19 protein-coding genes and 1 pseudogene are annotated in these 22,011 nt (G+C 61.6%); 10 read left to right on the forward strand and 10 right to left on the reverse strand.

Annotated elements, in window-relative coordinates:
• Positions 1–98 precede the first annotated feature (98 nt).
• Positions 99–1,103: an NADP-dependent oxidoreductase gene (locus tag GTQ41_RS19575; protein WP_047295721.1), complete on the forward strand. Its 1,005-nt coding sequence runs from the start codon at positions 99–101 to the stop codon at positions 1,101–1,103.
• 131 nt (positions 1,104–1,234) lie between these two features.
• Here the strand turns inward: GTQ41_RS19575 and pyrF are convergent, their stop codons facing one another.
• A complete protein-coding gene (gene pyrF, locus GTQ41_RS19580; protein WP_047295723.1) occupies positions 1,235–1,933 on the reverse strand; it encodes an orotidine-5'-phosphate decarboxylase in 699 nt (232 codons plus the stop codon).
• 295 nt (positions 1,934–2,228) lie between these two features.
• Between pyrF and GTQ41_RS19585 the strand changes: the two genes are divergently transcribed.
• The 3 genes from GTQ41_RS19585 (at position 2,229) to xopAW (ending at position 5,024) form a co-directional block, all read left to right on the forward strand.
• Positions 2,229–2,978: a response regulator gene (locus GTQ41_RS19585; protein ID WP_041073744.1), complete on the forward strand. Its 750-nt coding sequence runs from the start codon at positions 2,229–2,231 to the stop codon at positions 2,976–2,978.
• Positions 2,978–4,027 carry a HAMP domain-containing sensor histidine kinase gene (locus tag GTQ41_RS19590; protein ID WP_047295725.1) on the forward strand — a complete coding sequence of 350 codons (1,050 nt, stop codon included), beginning with the start codon at positions 2,978–2,980 and terminating at the stop codon, positions 4,025–4,027. Before GTQ41_RS19585 ends, GTQ41_RS19590 begins: the two co-directional genes overlap by 1 nt.
• 145 nt (positions 4,028–4,172) lie before the next feature.
• Complete coding sequence (gene xopAW / locus GTQ41_RS19595) at positions 4,173–5,024, forward strand: EF-hand domain-containing protein (RefSeq protein WP_047295727.1); 852 nt, start codon at positions 4,173–4,175, stop codon at positions 5,022–5,024.
• A gap of 1,254 nt (positions 5,025–6,278) precedes the next feature.
• On the opposite strand, the gene GTQ41_RS19600 is transcribed toward xopAW, so the two are convergent.
• From GTQ41_RS19600 to GTQ41_RS19640, 9 genes are all read right to left on the reverse strand, one after another.
• Positions 6,279–7,319 (reverse strand): AI-2E family transporter, encoded by a 1,041-nt coding sequence (locus tag GTQ41_RS19600; RefSeq protein ID WP_047295744.1) that lies wholly within the window; start codon positions 7,317–7,319, stop codon positions 6,279–6,281.
• Positions 7,320–7,388: 69 nt separating this feature from the next.
• Positions 7,389–8,195, reverse strand: a complete 807-nt coding sequence (locus GTQ41_RS19605; RefSeq protein ID WP_047295746.1) for a DUF4892 domain-containing protein — start codon at positions 8,193–8,195, stop codon at positions 7,389–7,391.
• Positions 8,196–8,310: 115 nt separating this feature from the next.
• Positions 8,311–9,165, reverse strand: a complete 855-nt coding sequence (locus GTQ41_RS19610; protein ID WP_047295748.1) for an alpha/beta hydrolase — start codon at positions 9,163–9,165, stop codon at positions 8,311–8,313.
• Positions 9,162–9,968, reverse strand: coding sequence for an alpha/beta fold hydrolase (locus GTQ41_RS19615; protein WP_047295750.1), 807 nt, complete (start codon positions 9,966–9,968; stop codon positions 9,162–9,164). The genes GTQ41_RS19610 and GTQ41_RS19615 overlap by 4 nt, the downstream gene beginning before the upstream one ends.
• A 118-nt stretch (positions 9,969–10,086) precedes the next feature.
• Positions 10,087–10,530, reverse strand: coding sequence for a hotdog fold thioesterase (locus tag GTQ41_RS19620; protein WP_047295752.1), 444 nt, complete (start codon positions 10,528–10,530; stop codon positions 10,087–10,089).
• 31 nt (positions 10,531–10,561) lie between these two features.
• The gene (locus tag GTQ41_RS19625; RefSeq protein ID WP_047295754.1) at positions 10,562–12,217 is read right to left on the reverse strand and encodes an AMP-binding protein; all 1,656 of its coding nucleotides are present in this window, start codon (positions 12,215–12,217) and stop codon (positions 10,562–10,564) included.
• Between the two features lie 160 nt (positions 12,218–12,377).
• Positions 12,378–12,830 (reverse strand): phosphohistidine phosphatase SixA, encoded by a 453-nt coding sequence (gene sixA, locus GTQ41_RS19630; protein WP_047295756.1) that lies wholly within the window; start codon positions 12,828–12,830, stop codon positions 12,378–12,380.
• Positions 12,827–13,174 carry a DUF4389 domain-containing protein gene (locus GTQ41_RS19635; protein WP_047295758.1) on the reverse strand — a complete coding sequence of 116 codons (348 nt, stop codon included), beginning with the start codon at positions 13,172–13,174 and terminating at the stop codon, positions 12,827–12,829. The genes sixA and GTQ41_RS19635 overlap by 4 nt, the downstream gene beginning before the upstream one ends.
• 18 nt (positions 13,175–13,192) lie before the next feature.
• Entirely contained in the window at positions 13,193–14,218 is a 1,026-nt protein-coding gene (locus tag GTQ41_RS19640) for an NAD(P)H-dependent glycerol-3-phosphate dehydrogenase (protein WP_047295760.1), read from the reverse strand.
• Between the two features lie 196 nt (positions 14,219–14,414).
• On the opposite strand from GTQ41_RS19640, the pseudogene GTQ41_RS19645 reads away from it, so the two are divergent.
• The 6 genes and pseudogenes from GTQ41_RS19645 to GTQ41_RS19670 all read left to right on the forward strand — a co-directional run bounded on the left by GTQ41_RS19645 (position 14,415) and on the right by GTQ41_RS19670 (position 21,942).
• Positions 14,415–16,538, forward strand: a pseudogene (locus tag GTQ41_RS19645) (TonB-dependent receptor plug domain-containing protein).
• Position 16,539: 1 nt separating this feature from the next.
• Positions 16,540–17,472, forward strand: coding sequence for an ABC transporter substrate-binding protein (locus GTQ41_RS19650; protein WP_047295764.1), 933 nt, complete (start codon positions 16,540–16,542; stop codon positions 17,470–17,472).
• Positions 17,469–19,373, forward strand: coding sequence for a response regulator (locus GTQ41_RS19655; protein WP_217325344.1), 1,905 nt, complete (start codon positions 17,469–17,471; stop codon positions 19,371–19,373). The genes GTQ41_RS19650 and GTQ41_RS19655 overlap by 4 nt, the downstream gene beginning before the upstream one ends.
• Positions 19,374–19,620: 247 nt before the next feature.
• Complete coding sequence (gene fabA, locus GTQ41_RS19660; RefSeq protein ID WP_003227150.1) at positions 19,621–20,136, forward strand: 3-hydroxyacyl-[acyl-carrier-protein] dehydratase FabA; 516 nt, start codon at positions 19,621–19,623, stop codon at positions 20,134–20,136.
• An 11-nt stretch (positions 20,137–20,147) separates the two neighbouring features.
• Entirely contained in the window at positions 20,148–21,368 is a 1,221-nt protein-coding gene (gene fabB / locus GTQ41_RS19665; RefSeq protein WP_003227152.1) for a beta-ketoacyl-ACP synthase I, read from the forward strand.
• A gap of 385 nt (positions 21,369–21,753) precedes the next feature.
• A complete protein-coding gene (locus tag GTQ41_RS19670; protein ID WP_003227153.1) occupies positions 21,754–21,942 on the forward strand; it encodes a hypothetical protein in 189 nt (62 codons plus the stop codon).
• The last annotated feature ends 69 nt before the right edge of the window (positions 21,943–22,011 follow it).

Below are 22,011 nucleotides of genomic sequence, written 5' to 3' on the forward strand. Positions count from 1 at the left end.
ACTGCACTGGATCATCGTGCATTCGCCGCATCAGCCCACCTTGCAGCATTGGCCTTGAGGGTCTATCAACAAGACTTCATTCAGTTCGAGTGCCTGCCATGACCAGCCAGACCAATCGCCAGTTCCTGCTCGCCAAACGCCCGGTGGGTGCTGCCACCCGCGAGACCTTCACTTATCAGGAAGTCCCGGTCGGCGAACCTGCGGCAGGGCAGATTCTGGTCAAGAACGAATACCTGTCCCTCGACCCGGCCATGCGTGGCTGGATGAACGAGGGCAAGTCCTACATCCCGCCGGTGGAAATCGGTGAAGTGATGCGCGCTCTGGGCGTCGGCAAAGTCATCGCTTCGAACAACCCGGGCTTTGCCGTCGGCGACTACGTCAACGGCGCCCTCGGCGTGCAGGATTATTTCCTCGGCGAGCCCAGAGGTTTCTACAAGGTCGATCCGAAACTGGCGCCGCTGCCGGTGTATTTGTCTGCACTGGGCATGACCGGCATGACCGCCTACTTCGCGCTGCTCGACGTCGGCGCACCGAAGGCCGGCGACACCGTGGTGCTGTCCGGGGCTGCTGGCGCGGTGGGCAGCATTGCCGGGCAGATCGCCAAGATCAAAGGCTGCCGGGTCGTCGGCATCGCCGGCGGGGCCGACAAGTGCAAGTACCTGATCGATGAACTGGGCTTCGACGGCGCCATCGATTACAAGCACGAAGACGTGCTGGCCGGGCTCAAGCGCGAGTGCCCGAAAGGCGTGGACGTGTATTTCGATAACGTCGGCGGCGAGATCCTCGACGCCGTGCTCAGTCGTCTGGCGCCAAAAGCCCGGGTGGTGATTTGCGGCGCCATCAGCCAGTACAACAACAAGGAAGCGGTCAAAGGCCCGGCAAACTACCTGTCATTGCTGGTCAACCGCGCACGCATGGAGGGCTTTGTGGTGATGGACTACGCCGCGCAATACGCCAGTGCCGCGCAGGAAATGGCCGGCTGGATGGCCAAGGGACAACTCAAAAGCAAGGAAGACATCGTCGAAGGTCTGCAGACCTTTCCAGAGACACTGATGAAATTGTTCAGCGGGGAGAATTTCGGCAAGTTGGTGCTGAAAATCTAAAACAAAAGATCGCAGCCCCTGTAGGAGCTGCCGAAGGCTGCGATCTTTTGATCTTGCCTTTAACAAGCAAAATCAAAAGACCGCAGCCTTCGGCAGCTCCTACAGGTAATGCTAATACCTGCGGAAACTGATCAGGCCAGTTCTGCCACGACCGAGGCCAGGGCCTTGGCTGGATCCGCCGCCTGACTGATCGGACGGCCGATCACCAGGTAATCGGAACCGGCATCCAGTGCCTGACGCGGGGTCAGGATACGGCGCTGATCGTCCTGCGCACTGCCCGCCGGGCGAATCCCCGGGGTCACCAGTTGCAGCGAAGGATGCGCCGACTTCAGCGCGGTGGCTTCCAGCGCCGAGCACACCAGACCGTCCATTCCGGCCTTCTCGGCCAGCGCGGCCAGACGCAGCACTTGCTCCTGCGGCTCGATGTCCAGACCGATACCGGCCAGATCCTCGCGCTCCATGCTGGTCAGCACGGTCACGCCGATCAGCAGCGGTTGCGGGCCGCTGCGCTTGGAGAGCTCTTCACGGCAGGCCGCCATCATGCGCAGGCCACCGGAGCAATGCACGTTGACCATCCACACGCCCATCTCGGCAGCGGCTTTCACAGCCATCGCGGTGGTATTGGGAATATCGTGGAATTTCAGGTCGAGGAACACTTCAAAGCCTTTGTCACGCAGGGTGCCGACGATTTCCGCGGCGCAACTGGTGAACAGTTCCTTGCCCACTTTGACCCGGCACAGCTTCGGGTCCAACTGGTCGGCCAGCTTCAGTGCGGCGTCACGGGTGGGGAAATCCAGGGCGACGATGATAGGAGTCTGGCAGGCGGACATGGATGGGCTCTCAGGCAAGTCGAAATCGGCGCGCATTGTAGCGGAAGCGGCGACGGCGCGGCACCCGATGATCGGTAAATCGTCGCCGCAACCGTGATCAGCATAGCGCTCGCTGCTATTGTGTCGAACCCGATACACAACCGACACGCCGCCAACATGCGCCCGCGCTAGCCTCGCCAGCCGCAACACGTCCTTACATCAGCACTTCCCGCCTCACGGCAGGACGCCTATGCTGAAACCACCACCTCGCAGCCCATCTTTGTGGTTGGCGGCCTACTGGCAGATGAACAGCCCCATGCACAACACCCAAACGACCGTGACTGATGAGCAGAAAGACGACAAGCGCTGGAGCATCCGCGCGCTGATCGTCGATGACGATGTGCCGATCCGCGAGCTGATGATCGACTACCTCGCGCGCTTCAACATCCACGCCAGCGGCGTCACCGACGGCGCAGCCATGCGCCAGGCGATGCAGGCCGAACATTTCGACGTGGTGGTACTCGACCTGATGCTGCCCGGCGAAGACGGCCTGTCGCTGTGCCGCTGGCTGCGTGCCGAATCGGACATCCCGATCCTCATGCTCACCGCCCGCTGCGAGCCCACCGACCGCATCATCGGCCTGGAACTGGGCGCCGACGACTACATGGCCAAACCGTTCGAGCCACGGGAACTGGTGGCGCGGATCCAGACCATCCTGCGCCGGGTGCGCGATGACCGCACCGAACAGCGGGCCAACATTCGCTTCGACAACTGGCGCCTCAACAGCGTGCTGCGTCAGCTGATTGCCGACGATGGACTGGTGGTGCCGCTGTCCAATGCCGAATTCCGCTTGCTTTGGGTGTTCATTGAACGCCCGCGTCGGGTACTCAGCCGCGAACAACTGCTGGACGCCGCCCGGGGCCGTTCGATCGAAGCGTTCGACCGCAGCATCGATTTGCTGGTGTCGCGCCTGCGACAAAAACTCGGCGACGACCCGAAAGCCCCGCAGTTGATCAAAACCGTGCGCGGTGAAGGTTACCTGTTCGACGCGCGGGACATCGGCTGATGCGAGGGCGCTTCGACACGCTGTTCGGCCGCCTGTTTGGCATGCTGTTCGTGGCGATCGTCCTCGCGCATCTGTTGGCTTTTGCCTGGTTTCACCACTACGGCCCGCCCCCACCGCCGCCCCCGCCGGAATTTGCCGAGGGGGTCGACGGCCAACATCCGCCGCCGGATCCGCGTTTCGCCCATCGCCCGCCACGTCCGTGGTTCGGCGGACCGCTGGTGCCGCTGACGTTCCAGTTCATCTCGCTGATGATTGCTGCGTGGTACGGCGCCAAACTGCTCAGCCGACCGATCCAGCGCCTGAGCGACGCCGCCGAACGCCTCAGTGAAAACCTCGACAGCCCACCGCTGGACGAGTCCGGCCCGCGTGAGGCACGGCAAGCGGCGCACACCTTCAACCTGATGCAACAACGCATCCGCGAACAGGTGCAACAACGAGCACGCATGCTCGGCGCCGTCTCCCACGACCTGCGCACCCCGCTGTCGCGACTGAAACTGCGCCTGGAACAGATCGACGACGAAAAGCTGCAAGGTCAGATGCGCCAGGACCTCAACGACATGATCGGCATGCTCGACGCCACCCTCACCTACCTGCACGAACAACGCACCAGCGAAGCCCTGCAGTTGATGGACGTGCAGGCGCTGGTCGAATCGTTGTGCGAGAACGCTCAGGATCAAGGCGCAGACGTGCAGGTCAGCGGCCATTGCGCGCCGCTGCAGGTGCAACCGATGGCGCTGCGCTCGTGCATCAATAACTTGATGGACAATGCCCTGCGCTACGCCGGGCAGGCGCGCATCGAACTGCAGGATCAACGCGAACAACTGCTGATCCGCGTGATCGACCACGGCCCGGGCATAGCCGAAGACCAACGCGAAGCGGTGTTCGAACCGTTCTATCGCCTGGAAGGCTCCCGCAACCGCAACTCCGGCGGCGTCGGCCTTGGCATGACCATTGCCCGTGAAGCGGCGCAGCGTTTGGGTGGGCAGTTGAATCTGCAAGAAACACCCGGCGGCGGCCTGACCGCAATCATCCGCCTGCCGCGCGCCTGAGAAGAACACCTGTCCCCCTGAGGGTTTCTGGTGTCCTCCCCACTGTGTACCACCCGGTACAAAGCCAAAATACCCAGGACAACTTGCTCCTTGAGTCTGTACAAGCCGGTACACCGACCGGCTTTACAGTCCAAGGAGTGAGCCCATGATCGGTAGCGTCAGCAACTACACGAGCTATACCAGCACCAGCAGCACCGCCACCCAGAACGCCCGCAGCCAGCAACTGCAAAAGCAACTGTTCGCCAGACTCGACAGCAATAGCGACGGCGCGGTGGACCAGGACGAACTGAAAAGCGCCCTGTCGCAAAAATCCGACGACGGTTTGCTGGTCAACCTGAGCAAGCAATTTGGCGAGCTGGACAGCGACGCCAGCGGCAGCCTCAGCGCCGAAGAAATGACCGCCATGGCGCCCCCATCGCCGCCTCAGGATCAAGCACCAAACACCGACCTCGCCGACGCCCTGATCAGCGCCCTCGATGCCGATGGTGATGGCGCTATCAGCACGGACGAACTGAAAAACGGCCTCACCAGCGCCGGCAGCAGCGCCGACAGCAATCAGATCTTCTCCGTTCTGGACAAGAACAAGGATGGCACCGTCAGTCAGGACGAACTCACCGCCAGCCTCACCCCGCCACCACCGCTAACGCAGCAACCCCCCAGTGATGAATTGTTCAGCCAACTGGATGCCGATGGTGACGGCAGCATCAGCGCCACCGAACTGAGCAGCGCGCTACAGACCCGCGACAACACCTCAACGACCAGCACCGACACCAGCGCCACACTGCTCAAAGCGCTGGACAGCGACAGCAGCGGCGACGTGAGCAGCGACGAACTGAAAGCAGCATTGCAAGCCGGTCGCGAACATCCGCCTGAAGAAAGGACCGCCAGCACCCAGACCACCAGCGAAGCGCTGAACCGGATGATTGCCAACTTGAGCAAGCAGTATTCACTGGACAATGCTGCGCCGGTGGGCAAGTACCTGAATGTGGCGACTTGAGTTGATGTAGTGATGTGTGATCGTTTCCATGCAGTGGTGTGGGAACGGTCATTTGAGTACAGCGAGAAGAGAGTGGTTGCCTGAGAGAGCCTCATCGCCAGCAGGCTGGCTCCGACCGTGGGGTTGGGTGTGGTCAGTTGGAGATTGGTCGGCTGTCAGGCCGTCTTCGCGAGCAGGCTCGCTCCCACAGTGGGATTGGGTGTGATCAGTTGGAAATTGGTCGGCTGCCAGGCCGTCTTCGCGAGCAGGCTCGCTCCCACAGTGGGAATGGGTGTGTTCAGTTGGAGATTGGTCGGCTGTCAGGCCGCCTTCGCTGGCAAGCCAGCTCCCACAGGTGGATTGGGTGTGTTCAGTTGGAGATTGGTTGGCTGTCAGGCCGCCATCGCTGGCAAGCCAGCTCCCACAGTGGGAATGGGTGCGGTCTGTTGGAGATTGGTCGGCTGTCAGGCTGCCTTCGCGAGCAGGCTCGCTCCCACAGTGGGAATGGGTGTGTTCAGTTGGAGATTGGTCGGCTGTCAGGCCGCCTTCGCTGGCAAGCCAGCTCCCACAGGTGGATTGGGTGTGTTCAGTTGGAGATTGGTTGGCTGTCAGGCCGCCATCGCTGGCAAGCCAGCTCCCACAGTGGGAATGGGTGCGGTCTGTTGGAGATTGGTCGGCTGTCAGGCCGCCTTCGCTGGCAAGCCGGCTCCCACAGGTGGATTGGGGTGCGGTCTGTTGGAGATTGGTCGGCTCGCAGGCCGCCATCGCTGGCAAGCCAGCTCCCACAGGTGGATTGGGTGTGGTCTGTTGGAAATTGGTCGGCCCATAGGCCGCCTTCGCGAGCAAGCTCGCTCCCACAAAAAAGCAAAGCAGTCCAGGCAGACCGCATGCTTTTCACCACTCAACAGGATGAGCGTTAGCTCGGCTGCAGCTCTTGATCTTGCCGTGCCGGCCCCTTCGGCAGGCTGAGTGGAGGGGTTTATCCGGGGGTGGGAGCGCAGCGACCGTTCGACGCAGTCGAACACATCGAGAGGAGGTGCAGCGAAGCAAACCGGAGGCGATGCCCCCGGATGAATCCCGGAGCGAAGGAACCCGAGCCTAAGCGAGGGCCGAACGCCGGGGCCCAGCGTTTTGGTTACTTTTGGGCGTCTGCAAAAGTGACTCGCCGTAAGGGCGAAACCGCCAGCCGCAACACCCGAAGCAACGGATAAACACCCAAAACCCCAGGAGCATGGTCGGCCCAAAGGCCGCCAAGTCAAACCACCCCAGCCAAATCTAAACCCGAGCCTGACTCTTGCTCCAATCCGTCAACAAACTATAAGCCACCGCCAACAACGTAGGCCCGATAAACAGCCCGATAAACCCAAACGCAATCAACCCGCCAAATACCCCAAGCAGCACAATCACCAACGGCAGATTCCCGCCCCGGCTGATCAGATAAGGCTTCAACACGTTATCCACGCCACTGATGATGAACGTGCCCCAGATCCCGAGAAACACCGCCATCCCGTACTCGCCCTTCCACGCCAGCCAGGCCGTCGCCGGAATCCACACCAACGGCGGCCCCATCGGAATCAGGCTCAACAGGAACGTCACGATCCCCAACACCAGCGCCCCCGGAACGCCGGCAATCAGGAACCCGATCAACGCCAGAATCGCCTGCGCCGCCGCCGTACCGATCACCCCGTTGACCACCCGCTGCACAGTGCCGGCCACCAGCTCGATGTAATACCCGGCACGCTCGCCAATCAGCCGCTCCAGCAGACCGTGCACAAACGCCGCCAGTCGCGGCCCGTCGCGATAGAAAAAGAACACGAAGACAATGCTCAGGGTCAGCTCGAGGATCCCGCCGCCGATCTGCGCACTGCGCGCCAGCAACCAGTTGCCGACCTGCCCCAGATACGGCTTGATCGACACCATCAGCGCGGCGCCCTGCTGATCGATGCTGTTCCAGACCCCGACCAGCCGCTCGCCGACCAGCGGCACGCTGCCGAGCCAGGCCGGTGCTTCCGGCAGGCCGTCGACCTGTACATCCTTGATGAACGCCGTGGCATCGCGCACGTGATCGGCCAGATTGAACCCCAGCCACACCAGTGGCGCCGCCACCAGCAGCATCCAGCCAAGGGTCAAAATAGCCGCAGCAAGTGATTCGCGGCCATTGAGCCAACGGGTCAACAGACGCATCAGCGGCCAACTGGCGAACGCCAGCACCGCCCCCCAGAACAGCGCCGACCAGAACGGCGCCATCACCCACAGGCTGGCACCAAACAGCACCAGCAGGAGAATCTGCACCAACAGCCGATCATTATTGAGCATGTAAAGTCTCGAAGAAGTCAGTCGGTCAAAGCGTAGGCGAACACGCCCCGCGTGCACGTACGATGCAGCTTATCGCAACAGATCAACGCGCAGGCCAGCGCCATCGGCGCTCCCCGCCTCCATCCGCGCCGCGCGCACGCCCTGACCGATCAATGCCTGACGCCAGGCCTCGGCCTTCGGCCCGGAAATCGTCACGCGCTGGGTGGTGTCGAGGTTCAAGCCGCGGGAAATCAGTCGTAGCCAGGTGTCATCCGGGTCCCCGGTCAGCTTGGGAAAGTCCAGTTCGCCGGTGCTTTTGAGCTGTCGCAACAGCGTCGCCGACGTCGGAAGCAACTCGCCCAACGGCGCGCCCGCTTCGAACTGTTCGACATGCAGGTAGGCTTTGCGATTGCCACGGGTGATGCTGTAGAGCGCTACCAGGGTGTTGTCCTTCGGTGCGGCCAGACGCAACAGCAGATAGGCCTGTTGCTCGTCGGCACCGTACAGCTTGGCATTGCCGAACACTTCATTGGCCCACAGGCTGCTTTCGCCACAGTCGCGGGCCTGGCACCAGAACAGCAACTCGGCGTCCTGCTTTTGCAGGGCTTCGCGAGCAGCAGTGAAGGCTTCGGTGGCGGAGTGCTCCGGGGGCAATTCATAGGTGACCGAAGTGGTCTGGCCGCGCGCGGTGACCTGGCCGTCGAAGCGCAACTGGCCGCTGATCTTGCGAATCGAGCCCAGCGGATAGATCCGCTCGAGCTCCACCGGAGGGCGATAGTCGACAATCTGCGCATCGGCCAGGCGCGGCACGATCTGCAGATCCTGGCTGCCTGGCACATCGGCAGCGAAGAGAACGGGACTGAAACAGCACAGCGCCAACAGACTGAGTGACCGCATAGTCAGGCTCATCGGATCGGCATGGCTTGGCGGGTCGGGGTCGCAGCGGTATAGAAATCCATCGTGTTTGTCTCCCATTTCAACCCGCCCAGCCTCGACAGTTGCCCGGTGCAAGTCAAGGAATGGCGAAGAAGCGATTGAAACAGTCTGCGACAAGGTCGGCACCGGACTCATCGTTCAGGTGCAAATGATGCCCGCCCGCCAGCTGTTCCTGGCTAAAGGGTAGACGCTCCAGCAACTCCGGATGTCTGGCCAGCATGCCGTCGGCGGCGACCACCAGTTGCGCCGGACAGGCGATGCGCTGGACGAACGCCATCGCCTGTTCCTGAGTCAGGCGCAACGGCGATGGCAGAGTCAGCCGATTATCAGTGCGCCAGGTATAACCGCCGGGCACCGGCATCAAACCGCGTTGCGCCAGCAGTTCGGCGGCTTCGCGACTGACCGCCACCAGCCCTTTCATCCGCGCTTCGATGGCACGATCGAGGGTGTTGTAGACCGGTTTGCGCTTGTCACGCAGGTCCAGCTGCGCCTGCAGGGCCATGCCCATGCGCTCGGCAGCGTTTTCACCTTTGTCTGTAGGCGGAATCACTCCATCGATCAGCGCCAGATGGCTGATGCGCTCCGGCAACGAACCGGCCAGCACCAGCGAAACGATGGCGCCCATCGAATGCCCGAGCAGGCCGAAGCGTTTCCAGCCCAATTGCTCGGCGACCTGCAGCACATCATGGGCGTAGTCCCACAGCGCATAACCGGCGCCGTTCGGGCGATGCCCGGAATGCCCATGCCCGGCCATGTCCAGGGCAATGATGCGCAGGCCTTTGAGCCTCGGCGCCAGGCGCGCGAAGCTGTTGGCGTTGTCGAGCCAGCCATGCAGGGCGATCACCGGCAGACCGTCCTCGGGGCCGAACAAGTGCGCCGCCAGTTCGATATGCGGCAGGCTCAGGCGCACTTCTTCGAAGGTCGGGCTCATGCGCAGTCCTTCTGTTCGCGGCGCTCCCAACGCGTAAACAGCTCTTTGAGCAGGCGCGCGGTGTCCTGCGGACGTTCGAGCGGGAACATGTGTCCGCCGGGCATGCTCAGGGCTTCGCCCTGGGGCAGGCGCCCGACGAACCGCGTGTGATGACGCATGACCACGCGACTCTTGTGACCACGCACCACGGCCAGCGGCACCTGCAATTGGCGCGTACGGCCCGGGCTGGTGTGCGGCACGCCGCGATAGATGCTGATTTCGGTGGCCGGGTCGAAGCGCAGACGCAACTTGTCGCCGACCGTCTGCAACCCGTGTTGCAGGTAGGCATCGAAGCATTCCGGATCGAAACCGCGAAACAGGGTTTTGCCGGCAAAGTAGCTGCGCGCCGTGTCGAGGTCGGCGAACTCCTCGCGTCGCCCCAGCGTACGTCCGGCCGGGGTCAGTCTGTCGATGAAGCCGAAGCGCTTGGCCGCGCGGATCACCCATTGGTCAGTGCGGGTCAGCACCGGCGAGTCGAGCATGACCACGCCGCGATACAGCTCTGGGCAGCGCAATGCGGCGTGCAGGTGCAACACGCCGCCAAAGGAATGGCCGACGCCCCACACCGGTTGATCCTGCTGCTGCAAATGGTGGATCAGTTCGTCGACCAGGTTGTACCAGTTGTCGTCCGCCGGGAAACGCGGGTCATGGGCATGCTGCTCCAGATGCGCAACCCGGTACTCGGGCGCCAGCGCCGCGAACAACTTGCCATAGGTGCCCGAGGGAAACCCGTTGGCGTGGGCGAAAAAGATCGGTTGCGACATGCAGGTTTATCCATGAGCAGAAACATGCCGCTGATTGTCCGCAAGAGCGCGGCGCTGAGCAATGACCGTAACTGCCAGGAATGATGACAGTCCGGTCATGGCAGTGGCGCATCGGACTTCAACGCACCGGTGGCTGCTCGCCCAACGGCACCACCGCCATGGTCAAACGCGAAACGCAACTGGCCTTACCTTCATCGCTGGTCAGGCGAATGTCCCAGACATGCGTGGTGCGACCGATGTGAATTGGCGAGGCCACTGCGGTCACCCGCCCGCTGCGCAAACCGCGCAGATGGTTGGCATTGATCTCCAGCCCCACGCAATAGAATTTGCTGGCATCGATGCACAGGTAACTGGCCATGGAACCGACGGTTTCCGCCAGCACCACCGAAGCGCCGCCGTGCAGCAGACCATAAGGTTGATGGGTGCGGTGATCGATGACCATGCTCGCCGTCAACGACGCTTCGTCGAAGGACTCAAAGCGGATATCCAGCACTTCGCCGATGGTGTTTTTCTGGATTGCGTTCAACTGCTCGATGTTCGGAGTGGTGCGCCACAAGGTCATCGCAGGCTTCCTTTGTTGTTTTGATCGTCACTCAATCCTGCCACAGCACCGCCTCGCTGCGCGCGCTCCATTCTTCAAACCGCGCGCCATAGGTGTCTTCGATGACGTTGCGCTTGATCTTCAAGGTCGGCGTGAGAAAGCCGTTTTCCACCGCCCAGCTGTCCTTGACCACCACCAGCCGGCGCAGGCGTTCGTGCTTGTCGAGCACGGCGTTGACCTCTTCGAGCAGCTTCTCCAGGCTCGAATGCAGACTCGCCCGCGCCTCCTCCTGATTGACGTTCGACAGCACGCACAAGCCCAGCGGGGCACTCAGGCCATCACCGACGACACAGACCTGTTCGATCCGCGAATGCACCGCCAGCCGGTTTTCAATCGGCGCCGGGGCCACGTATTTGCCCTTGCTGGTCTTGAAGATTTCCTTGAGTCGGCCGGTCAGGCGCAAGCGCCCCTCGGCATCCTGTTCGCCCTTGTCACCAGTACGCAGGAAGCCGTCCTCTGTGAGGATCTCGGCGGTTTTCTGCGGTTCCTTGAAATAGCCGAGCATGTTCGCCTGACTGCGCACCTGCACCTCACCGGACTCGTCGATCCGCACCTCGACCTCCGGGCACGGCTTGCCGATCCAGCCTTGCTTGTACTGACCCGGCAGGCAGATGTGCGAATAGCCGCAACTCTCGGTCATGCCATACACCTCCAGCACATCGAGGCCGAGTTTCTGATACCAGCCGAGCAGGGTCTGCGGCACCGGTGCCGCACCGGACAGGGCAACGCGCAAGGCATCAAGGCCTAACCCGGCCAACACCTTGTGCCCGACCCGCTTGCCAATGAATGGCAGGCCAAGCAGGAAATCCAGGCGCTTGGCCGGGATCTTGCCGTACACGCCCATCTGGAATTTGGTCCAGATGCGCGGCACCCCGAACATCGCCGTGGGCCGCGCCCGCTGCAGATCGGTGATGAAGGTGTCGAGGCTTTCGGCAAAGAACACGGTTTGCCCGGTATAAATCGCCGCCAGTTCAACGAACATTCGTTCGGCGACATGGCACAGCGGCAGGTACGACAGCAGGCGGTCTTGCTCGTTGAGCCCGAACAGTTGCGTGCCGCGAGTCGTGGCAAACCCCAGATTGGCAAAACTGTGCATCACGCCTTTGGGCAACCCGGTGGTGCCGGAGGTGTAGATGATGGTCGCCAGTTGTTCGGCCGCCGGGCGCGGATCGTCCTGGATCGGCGAGCTCTTTAGCAGGTCATCCCAACTGAAATCAAACTCGCCGGGCGGATGCAGCGGCAGACTGATGGTTGGCAAATCCGCCGGCACACCGACCGACATGCCCGGCCAGTCATCGAGCTTGCCGATGAACGCCAGCACGCTTTCCGAATGTGTCAGGACCTGATTCACCGAGTCCGCCGTGAGGTTGGGATACAGCGGCACCGAGACGTGTCCGGCCATCCAGATCGCCAGATCGGCAATGATCCAGTGCGCGCAGTTTTTCGAGATCAGTGCAATGTGGCTGCCTTGCGGCAGTTCCCGTGCGCGCAGCCAGTGCGCGGCGCAACGGGCCTGATGGCCGACATCGGCCCAGGTGAGCGTCTCGACCTGCCCGCCACCGATGGGCTGCACCAGAAAACGCTGGCGCGGGTGCCGGGCCTCACGCTCGTAGAACACGTCCAGCGGCAAACGGAAGGCGGCAGACATGCGACTCGCTCCTGTTTTTTGGGTCTGGAGCAAGCGTAGTCAACCAAGCAAGTGCTTGGTTGGATTTTTTACCAAAAGAAACAAGATCAAAAGATCGCAGCCTGCGGCAGCGCCTACACGGATCAATGTAGGAGCTGCCGCAGGCTGCGATCTTTTGCTGTTAAGGGTGTTTGAGGCTGTTGAGGGTCATCGAGCCAATCAACAACTCAGGACTTTCCAATTCGGCCAGGCCAGCGGTGCTGACCTTCTCCGGCGGATAACCGGCGCCGTGCTGCAGATAGCTGAGCAGATTGCCCACCAGCGGGTTATGGCTGACCAGCAGCACATTGCTCACCGACACCAGTTGATCGGTGACCTTGTCCGGATCGGTTTCCGGCGTCAGCCAATCGACGGTGCGGATCTCCGGCTCGAAACCCAGAGCCTCGCGAACGATCTGCGCAGTCTGTTGTGCGCGCAGATAAGGGCTGGCGTAAATCGCCGTCAGCGGCTGACCGATCAATCGGGCTGCGCTGCTCAAGGCCTCTTGGCGACCGTGCGCGGTCAGTTCCCGTTCGGAGTCGGGGCACGAGCCATAAGGCACGGCCTCACCGTGACGCAATACCCAGAGTTTCATAGCTTGGGTTCCTCATCGCGGGCCGGATGCGGGGCTGGCGGCACGGCGTGCGGCGTCTCGCCTTCCGGGGCACGCGGGGTCGGCCAGTCGGCGAACGGCCAGGGTTTCTGGTCGCTGTGAAAGCTGCCGAAGCGGCCGATCTGCGCAAGGAACTGGCTCAGGCTGTCGCCGAAATTCATCAGGCTGGCGCTCGGCGCGCCGTAAATCAAACGATAGATCAGTTGCACCAGCACCACCGCGCCGAGGATGAACTGCGCCACTTGCCAGACCAGCACGTAGACGATCATCCACAGCACCCGCAGGAGGATGGATTCGTACTTGGCTTCGGTTTTCGGATCGTTCATGGCTCGCTTCCTGTTGAATCAGTTGAAACCGCTGGTGGAAATAAAGTCGACGTCGGTTTTCGGCTCGGCCCGCATCAGTAGACCGATCACCTGCTCCAGCGTGCGTCCTTCAAACAGGATCGCATGCAGCCCGGCGACCAGCGGCATGTACACGCCAACCTCCTGGGACTTGGCCTTGAGCACCTTCAGGGTGTTGACCCCCTCAGCGACTTCGCCCAGGCGCGACACGGCTTCATCAAGGCTCAAGCCCTGACCGAGGGCAAACCCGACCTGATAGTTGCGGCTCTTGGGTGACGAGCAGGTCACGATCAAGTCACCGACCCCGGCCAGACCGAGGAAAGTCATCGGATTGGCGCCCTGGTTCACCGCGAACCGGGTCATCTCGGCCAGGGCGCGAGTGATCAGCATGCTCTTGGTGTTCTCGCCCATCTCCAGCGCTACCGCCATGCCGGCAATGATCGCGTAGACGTTTTTCAACGCGCCGCCCAGTTCGACACCGAAACGGTCAGCACTGGCGTAAACGCGGAAGGTGCGACCATGCAACGCAGCCTGTACCGCTTTGCAGAGTTCTTCGTCTTCGCTGGCGACCACCGTGGCGGTCAGCGCGTGCTCGGCGATCTCCCGCGCCAGGTTCGGCCCGGACAGCACGCCGATGCGCGCCTGTGGGGCGATCTCTTCGAGGATCTGGCTCATCAGTTTGAAGGTGTGGGCTTCGATGCCCTTGGTCAGGCTGACCAGCATCTTGCCGCTCAGGCGCTCGGCATGAGCAGCCAGCACCGTGCGCAGGGCGCTCGACGGCAGCGCGACGAAGCACAACTCGCAGGCGTCGAGGGTGGCCTGCAGGTCGGTGACCGCCGTCACCCCCGGCAGGATCTTGATGCCTTTGAGGTAACGCGGATTCTCGCGATTGACCCGAATGGCCTCGGCCTGCTCGGGGTCGCGCATCCACTGCAGGACTTGATGGCCGTTCTCGGCCAAAAGATTGGCCACGGCGGTACCAAAACTTCCGCCTCCCAGGACCGCAATCGGGCGCTGTTCAGTCATATGCAATCCGTTAATCCATACCAGTGGCGATGCCGGCATTATACGGGGCGACCGGAGCGCGGCCAGCCCCTGCGTCAATTACCGGCACTTGTAGGAAGAAGACCAATAAAACCTAGGAAAATGCCAGCATCGTGACTGGAAAAGTCACTGTCCTCGGTTAACATGCGCGCCAATTCTTTGTGATCAAGGCTGTGTCGTGTCTTTTGGCTCTCCCCCTTCACGTTCATCCCTGTTGCTGGCGCTGCTGTTCAGCCCGATGTTGCAGGCGGACGACCTGTTTGTCGACAGCGAAACGCTGCCGCAGGTGCTGACGGCCACACGCCTGAAACAGACACCGGCGGAAGTGCCGGGGAGCATGACCGTACTCGACAGTGAACTGATCAACGCCAGTGGCGCCCGCGACATCAGTGAGTTGCTGCGGCTGGTGCCGGGAATGATGGTCGGCAACATCAGCGGCAATCAGGCGGCGGTCAACTATCACGGGACCAATGCCAGCGAAGCGCGACGCATGCAGGTGCTGATCGATGGCCGCTCGGTGTACCGCGCGGGCCTGGCCACGGTGGACTGGAGTGATATTCCGGTGGCCATGGAAGACATCGAGCGGATCGAGGTTTTCCGTGGGCCGAACACGGTCAGCTACGGCGCCAACGCGCTGATGGCGGTGGTCAACATCATCACCCGCAACCCGGCAGACAGCCACGGCACACGCCTGAAGTACACCCGCGGCCAGCGCGGCATTAACGATTTCTATGCCAGCCAGGGTACGGGCTGGAACGGCGGCGACTTGCGCCTGTCGCTGTCCGGCCAGGAAGACGATGGCTTCGACAGCGACCGCACCGGCGCCGATTACCGCGACAGCCGCCGTTTGAACCGCTTCAGCCTCGCCGTCAGCCAGACCCTGAGCGACAACCAGAGCCTCGACTGGCAGGTCAATGCCAAGGACGGTACCAACCAGCGCCCTTATACCTACCGCCCGGTGTTCTCGGGGATTACCGCTGCCGGGAACAATTCCGACGTGGTCGCCAAGGATTACGCCGGCTCGGTGCGCTGGAGTCTCGACATCAATCCGCAACACAGCCTTTATATACAAGGCTCGGCGCAGCACTGGGATCGCCAGCAAGTATGGCGCGCCTGTGATGCCGAAGTGTCGTTCAGCCCGCAACTGACACAGCTGTGGCAGCTCAACCCGAACTACACCGAACGCCTGGCGCGCAACATCACCCGCTTCACCGGCCCCGGTCCGGAAGCCTGAACGCCACAGGAAATGGCTCTGGCCAATCAAGTGCTGGATCAATGGCGCAACGGTGCCAGCCAGACCTTGTGTGGCGACATCGACCAAAGCGCCCGCGAGTCGCGCTACGATCTGGAATTGCAGGACACTCTCAGCCTGTCCGACACGCTGCGGCTGGTCAGCGGCATGAACTATCGTTACGACCGGGCCGACTCCGAGACCTACTTCAACGGCACGCTGGACGACACCACTTGGCGTGCGTTCGGCCAATTGGAGTGGCGTGCCAGTGAACACTGGCTGTTGCAGGGCGGCGCCATGTTTGAAAACACCCAACTGATCGGCAGTTCGCTGACGCCCCGGTTCGCCGTCAACTACCTGATCAACCCACGCCATGGCCTGCGCGCGGTGTACTCGGAGGCGATCCGCTCGCCGGACATGTTCGAGAACAACGTCAACTGGAGCTATCAGGTGAGCAACCTGCGGCCGTCCGCCTATGGCCAGTCTTCGGCGCGCTACTTCGTCAAGACCCGTGGCCCGGGCAATCTCGATCAGGAACACATGCGTTCGCGCGAGTTGGGCTACAACGGCTATTTCGCCGAGTGGGGGCTGGCCGTGGACGTGAAGCTGTTCTACGACGAAATCACCGGAATGATCAGCGAGCCGCTGCGTAACAACCAGTACATCGCCAGCAACGCCAACAGCTCGCGCTTTCGCGGCACTGAAACCCAGCTCGACTGGCGCCTGAGCCTGATCGACCGCCTGCGCTTCACTTATGCCTACGTCGATGCCGAAGCGAGCAATCCGCTGGATCAGCAATTCACCTCACGCAACAGCGGCTCTGCCGGCTGGCTGCGCGATTGGGGCCATGGCTGGAACAGCGCCCTCTTCTATTACGGCGACAACGCGCTTAACGGCTATCGTTTCGAGCGGGTCGACACGCGCATCGCCAAGCGCATCCCGCTGGGCAAAGCCCAACTGCAACTGGCCGGCGTGCTGCAGCAGCGGCTCGACAACGAACCGACCACTTTCGTCGACAACCAGTACGACGAGCGCCGGGTGCTGTATTTCAGCGCCGAGCTGGAGTTCTAGGGTGCGCTACGCCACGGCAAACAAGACGCCCACCCTTGGCCACTGGCTGGCGGGTGCCTGTCTGTTCTTGACCGCGTGGCTGCACGGCGTGGCGGTGCAAGCCGCCGATATCCTGTTGACCGGCGCCGAAGAAAGCCCCGGGGTGCAAGCCTTCGTCCAGGCCCTGAGCGAGCTGCGCCCCACTGACAACGTACGGTTTCAGCCGCTGGCCAGCCTGCCGGCGCCGGGCAAGTTGCCGGGCAATTTGCGGATGATTCTGCTCGATCTGCCCAGCCTCGACTGGCGCCTGCAGGAGTCCCAGGGGCCGCCGACGCTGGTGTTGCGCATCAGCCGTTTGCAAGCGCGGCAACGCCTGGGTGGCGCACAACCGCCGCACTTGAGTCTGCTGTGGAGCGATCCGCCGCTGGGGCGGCAGCTGCAACTGATCCGGCGGATTCTGCCGCAGGTGCGGCGGGTCGGCGTGCTGTTCGACCAGCACAGCGAATTCCTGCTCAAGGAGCTGCATCAGGCCGCAGCGCCGCTGAATCTGCAAATCGTCAGCCAGCGCTGGGACAACACCCAGGACAGTCGCCCGTTGCAAAGCGTGCTGAGAAACAGCGAGGTGCTGCTGGGCCTCGACGACCCCGACCTGTACAACCCGAAAACCGTGAAAAACCTGTTGCTCAGCAGTTACTCCCGGCAAGTGGCACTGATCGGGCCGAACGTTGCGTTCGTGCGTGCCGGCAGCCTCGCCAGCACTTACAGCGATCAGCCCGACTGGCTGGCGATCCTTGACGGGTTGCTGGACCGTCCCCCGGCAACATGGCCGCGCGCGCTCTACCCCGATCGCTTCAAGGTCTCAAGTAATGCGCAGGTCGCTCGTTCCCTGGGTATCGAGCCAATCGATGAAGCGTCTGTCGCCCGCCAGTTGGCTGAAGGAGAAAGCCACCCATGAATCTGCGTCGCCGCTGGGACATCAACACCCGCACGCAATTGATCAGCCTCGGCCCGGCCCTGCTGCTTACGCTGCTGCTGATCAGTTTCTTTACCTTCGTGCGGATTCAGGATTTGCGGCAGGAGCTCAATCACACCGGGCAACTGATCGCCAACCAACTGGCGCCCGCCACCGAGTACGGGGTGATTTCCGGCAACAACGAAGTGCTGGAAAGCCTGCTCAAAGCGACCCTGGCGACACCAAACGTGCGTTTTCTGGAAGTACAGGACAGCGCCAACCGGATCCTGGCCTACGTAGAACAGGCCGCCGACGCGCACAACCGCCCGCATCAGGTCGAGGTGTTCCAGGCCCCGGTGCGCCTGCAACGGATCGCCCTCAACAGTGATTTTTTCCACGACGCCAAAGCCAGCAATAACGTGACCAGCGAGGACTATCTGGGTCGGGTGATCGTCGGCCTGTCCAACGATGCCTTCAGTCAGCGTCAGCAGGAAATTCTGTTCAAGGCCGGGATTCTGGCGTTGTTCGCCCTGCTCTTCACGTTTGTGCTGGCGCGGCGTCTGGCCGGCAGCCTGTCGGCGCCGATCCGCGATATCGGCAACGCGGTCAAGGCGATTCAGCAAGGCGACTACAAGACTCCGCTGCCGATTGTCGATGACACGGAACTGGGCGCCCTGTCGCAGCACATCAACAACCTCGCCCAGGCACTGGAACAGGCCAGTCGCGAACAGCATCAGGCGATGGCGCAACTGATCCAGACCCGCGAGGAAGCGGAAAAGGCCAACAACGCCAAATCCGATTTCCTGGCGATGATGAGCCACGAACTGCGTACGCCCATGAATGGTGTGCTGGGCATGTTGCAGTTGCTGGAAACCACGGACATGACCGAGGAGCAGATCGAGTACGCGGCGCTCGCTTCGGAGTCGACCGAACATCTGCTGAAAGTCATCAACGACATCCTCGACTTCTCGCGGATCGAACGTTCGGAGCTGGAGCTTGAGCACATTCCATTCAACCTGGCCGACCTGATCGGCGCTTGCGCCCAGTCGTTCCAGCACAGCGCGGTGCAGCGCGGCCTGGCCCTGAACCTGCGGATCCCCGAGGACATGCGCGACTTGCAGGTACAAGGTGATCCGACGCGGATCCGGCAGATTCTGGTTAACCTGGTGGGCAATGCCTTGAAGTTCACCGAGCGTGGCCGGGTCAGTATCGAAGCGCAATGGCAGTCGCTGGATCACGAACTGCTGTGGTTCACCTGTTCGGTGCGTGACAGCGGCATCGGCATCTCCTCGGAAAGTCTGGAGTTGATGTTCAACGCCTTCCAGCAGGCTGACAGTTCGATTTCCCGGCGCTATGGCGGCACCGGCCTCGGCCTGCCGATCGCACGCACCCTGGCCGAACGCATGGGCGGGACGTTGCGCGCGCAAAGTGAAGAAGGCCTGGGCTCGGTGTTCACCCTGGAAATCCCGCTGGCCTTATATAAGCAGACATTGCCGCCGCTGGCGGCACCGCGCGCGGCCAATGGCAACGGGCATGGCGAGGGGCGCCATGTGTTACTGGTGGAGGACAATCCGGTCAACCAGACCGTGATCGAGGCGATGCTGCGCAGCCTTGGCTTCACCGTCAGCGTCGCCACCGATGGCGCGCAGGCGGTACGCAGCGCTGAGGGCAATGAGTTCGAAGTGATTCTGATGGACTGCCGGCTACCGATCATCGACGGCTATGAGGCAACCCGGCAGATCCGCCAACTGCCCGGTCGCGGCGAGGTGCCGATCATCGCTCTGACCGCCAACGCGCTGCAGGGCGACCGCGAAACCTGCCTGTCGGCGGGCATGAACGATTACCTGGCGAAGCCGTTCAAACGCAATGACCTACAACAGATTCTGCAGCGCTGGGTGCAGTAGTGACGGTTTTTCGACCATCTGCGACTGGCGTGAAAAGCGAAAGTGCGGCAGTCTTAGGCACCCGAACGAGCCTCAAAAGAGGCTTGAATAAAAATTTCAGTGCACAAGTGTACATTCATGTCCTTGGTGCTGTGACTTTCACCACAACGCAATAGTCTATGAGTAGGCTGCCGGTACGAGGCATGAACGCGTCGATCGGCCGGGAAGATTTGCCCCACCTGCCGCATGGGATTATTGAGGAGCTCGCATGACCAAACAAAACGCCTTTACTCGGGAAGACCTGCTGCGCTGCAGTCGCGGTGAGCTGTTCGGCCCAGGTAACGCGCAACTGCCCGCCCCGAACATGCTGATGGTGGATCGCATCACCCTGATCAGCGAAGAAGGCGGCAAGTACGGCAAAGGTGAATTGGTCGCCGAGCTGGATATCAACCCTGACCTGTGGTTCTTCGCGTGCCACTTCGAAGGCGATCCGGTGATGCCGGGCTGCCTCGGTCTGGACGCCATGTGGCAACTGGTCGGCTTCTTCCTGGGCTGGCAAGGCCTGCCGGGCCGTGGCCGTGCGCTGGGTTCGGGCGAAGTGAAATTCTTCGGCCAGGTCCTGCCGACCGCCAAGAAAGTCACCTACAACATTCATATCAAACGCGTCCTCAAGGGCAAGCTGAACCTGGCCATCGCCGACGGTTCGGTGACTGTCGACGGTCGCGAAATCTATACCGCCGAAGGCCTTCGCGTCGGCGTGTTCACCTCCACTGACAACTTCTAAGGGTTATTCGCATGCGCCGCGTCGTTATCACTGGTCTGGGCATTGTTTCGTGCCTGGGCAATGACAAAGAGACCGTCTCCGCTAACCTGCGTGCAAGCCGCCCTGGCATCCGGTTCAACCCGGAATATGCTGAAATGGGTCTGCGTAGCCAGGTTTCCGGCTCCATCGACCTCAACCTTGAAGAACTGATCGATCGCAAGATCTATCGTTTCGTCGGCCACGCAGCGGCTTACGCCTACCTGGCCATGAAAGACGCCATTGCTGACTCCGGCCTGACCGAAGAGCAAGTGTCCAACCCGCGTACCGGCCTGATCGCCGGTTCCGGCGGCGCGTCGACCCTGAACCAGATGGAAGCGCTGGACATCCTGCGCGAGAAAGGCGTGAAACGCGTTGGCCCATACCGTGTAACGCGGACCATGAGCAGCACCGTTTCCGCATGCCTGGCCACGCCGTTCAAGATCAAGGGCCTGAACTACTCCATCGCGTCTGCCTGCGCCACCAGTGCTCACTGCATCGGTACCGCCATGGAACAGATCCAGATGGGCAAGCAGGACATCGTCTTCGCCGGTGGTGGTGAAGAAGAGCACTGGAGCCAGTCGTTCCTGTTCGACGCGATGGGCGCCCTGTCCAGCAAGCGCAACGACACCCCGGAACAAGCTTCCCGCGCCTACGACGCCGACCGTGACGGTTTCGTCATCGCTGGCGGTGGCGGTATGGTCGTGGTTGAAGAGCTGGAACATGCGCTGGCCCGTGGCGCCAAGATCTACGCCGAAATCGTTGGCTACGGCGCAACGTCCGACGGCTACGACATGGTTGCCCCAAGCGGCGAAGGCGCGATCCGCTGCATGCAGATGGCAATGTCCACCGTCGACACCCCGATCGACTACCTGAACACCCACGGCACTTCGACTCCGGTCGGCGACGTCGCGGAAATGAAAGGTGTGCGCGAAGTGTTCGGCGACAAGGCGCCTGCGATCAGCTCGACCAAGAGCCTGTCCGGTCACTCCCTGGGCGCCGCTGGCGTTCACGAAGCGATCTACTGCATGCTGATGATGGAAGGCAACTTCATCGCCGGCTCCGCCAACATCGACGAGCTGGACCCTGAAGTGGCCGATCTGCCGGTGCTGACCAAGACCCGCGAGAACGCCACCATCAACACCGTGATGAGCAACAGCTTCGGCTTCGGTGGCACCAACGCCACCCTCGTGCTGAAGCGCTGGGAAGGCAAGTAATTTCCTTCTGCTGAGCCGCACATAAAAACGCCCCGACTGGTTCGGGGCGTTTTTTTTGGCCTGCAGAAATGACTGAGTAATGCATAAGCCCTGTAGGAGCTGCCGAAGGCTGCGATCTTTTGATTTTGTCTTTTAAAAATCAAAGTCAAAAGATCGCAGCCTGCGGCAGCTCCTACAGAGGACATCAGTAGCCTCCAAGATGAAACTTCTGTCATGCAACTTCCCGCCCTGCGACCGAATGTCGCGGATTTAGCGGGCTGCAGCACTGTTGCAAAAACCGCAACAACACCTTGCGCAAATCAAGCGTTTACTTAGCAGGCTAACAAATTCTATAAAAGAGGCCTGCACACGCCTTGCTGCAGATAACAGAGATTGGAGCTAGCAGATGACTGTAAAAGTAACTGAACGCGACGATTCACACATGTCCCATGAAGGCGTAGCCGCCGGTGTACGGATCTGGGATGTGCATCAACAAGACTTGCTGGTCGGCATGTTCCACAACGAGATCGATGCCCACAACTACAAGGCCGAACTTGAACTGCAGGAACAGCAGCGGGATCTGAAATCCGCTTAGGCGATATTGAACCTGTGGCGAGGGAGCTTGCTCCCGCTGGACTGCGCAGCAGGCCCTGCTTTAAAACAA

Origin of the sequence: Pseudomonas sp. AN-B15 (assembly GCF_019056475.1) — a bacterium.
Lineage (GTDB): Bacteria > Pseudomonadota > Gammaproteobacteria > Pseudomonadales > Pseudomonadaceae > Aquipseudomonas > Aquipseudomonas parakoreensis.

What these genes read in the sequence shown, in the direction of transcription:
- GTQ41_RS19575 (WP_047295721.1), top strand. Translation starts at nt 99, where the DNA reads ATGACCAGCCAGACCAATCGCCAGTTCCTGCTCGCCAAACGCCCGGTG.
- pyrF (WP_047295723.1), bottom strand. Translation starts at nt 1,933, where the DNA reads ATGTCCGCCTGCCAGACTCCTATCATCGTCGCCCTGGATTTCCCCACC.
- GTQ41_RS19585 (WP_041073744.1), top strand. Translation starts at nt 2,229, where the DNA reads ATGCACAACACCCAAACGACCGTGACTGATGAGCAGAAAGACGACAAG.
- GTQ41_RS19590 (WP_047295725.1), top strand. Translation starts at nt 2,978, where the DNA reads ATGCGAGGGCGCTTCGACACGCTGTTCGGCCGCCTGTTTGGCATGCTG.
- xopAW (WP_047295727.1), top strand. Translation starts at nt 4,173, where the DNA reads ATGATCGGTAGCGTCAGCAACTACACGAGCTATACCAGCACCAGCAGC.
- GTQ41_RS19600 (WP_047295744.1), bottom strand. Translation starts at nt 7,319, where the DNA reads ATGCTCAATAATGATCGGCTGTTGGTGCAGATTCTCCTGCTGGTGCTG.
- GTQ41_RS19605 (WP_047295746.1), bottom strand. Translation starts at nt 8,195, where the DNA reads ATGCGGTCACTCAGTCTGTTGGCGCTGTGCTGTTTCAGTCCCGTTCTC.
- GTQ41_RS19610 (WP_047295748.1), bottom strand. Translation starts at nt 9,165, where the DNA reads ATGAGCCCGACCTTCGAAGAAGTGCGCCTGAGCCTGCCGCATATCGAA.
- GTQ41_RS19615 (WP_047295750.1), bottom strand. Translation starts at nt 9,968, where the DNA reads ATGTCGCAACCGATCTTTTTCGCCCACGCCAACGGGTTTCCCTCGGGC.
- GTQ41_RS19620 (WP_047295752.1), bottom strand. Translation starts at nt 10,530, where the DNA reads ATGACCTTGTGGCGCACCACTCCGAACATCGAGCAGTTGAACGCAATC.
- GTQ41_RS19625 (WP_047295754.1), bottom strand. Translation starts at nt 12,217, where the DNA reads ATGTCTGCCGCCTTCCGTTTGCCGCTGGACGTGTTCTACGAGCGTGAG.
- sixA (WP_047295756.1), bottom strand. Translation starts at nt 12,830, where the DNA reads ATGAAACTCTGGGTATTGCGTCACGGTGAGGCCGTGCCTTATGGCTCG.
- GTQ41_RS19635 (WP_047295758.1), bottom strand. Translation starts at nt 13,174, where the DNA reads ATGAACGATCCGAAAACCGAAGCCAAGTACGAATCCATCCTCCTGCGG.
- GTQ41_RS19640 (WP_047295760.1), bottom strand. Translation starts at nt 14,218, where the DNA reads ATGACTGAACAGCGCCCGATTGCGGTCCTGGGAGGCGGAAGTTTTGGT.
- GTQ41_RS19655 (WP_217325344.1), top strand. Translation starts at nt 17,469, where the DNA reads ATGAATCTGCGTCGCCGCTGGGACATCAACACCCGCACGCAATTGATC.
- fabA (WP_003227150.1), top strand. Translation starts at nt 19,621, where the DNA reads ATGACCAAACAAAACGCCTTTACTCGGGAAGACCTGCTGCGCTGCAGT.
- fabB (WP_003227152.1), top strand. Translation starts at nt 20,148, where the DNA reads ATGCGCCGCGTCGTTATCACTGGTCTGGGCATTGTTTCGTGCCTGGGC.
- GTQ41_RS19670 (WP_003227153.1), top strand. Translation starts at nt 21,754, where the DNA reads ATGACTGTAAAAGTAACTGAACGCGACGATTCACACATGTCCCATGAA.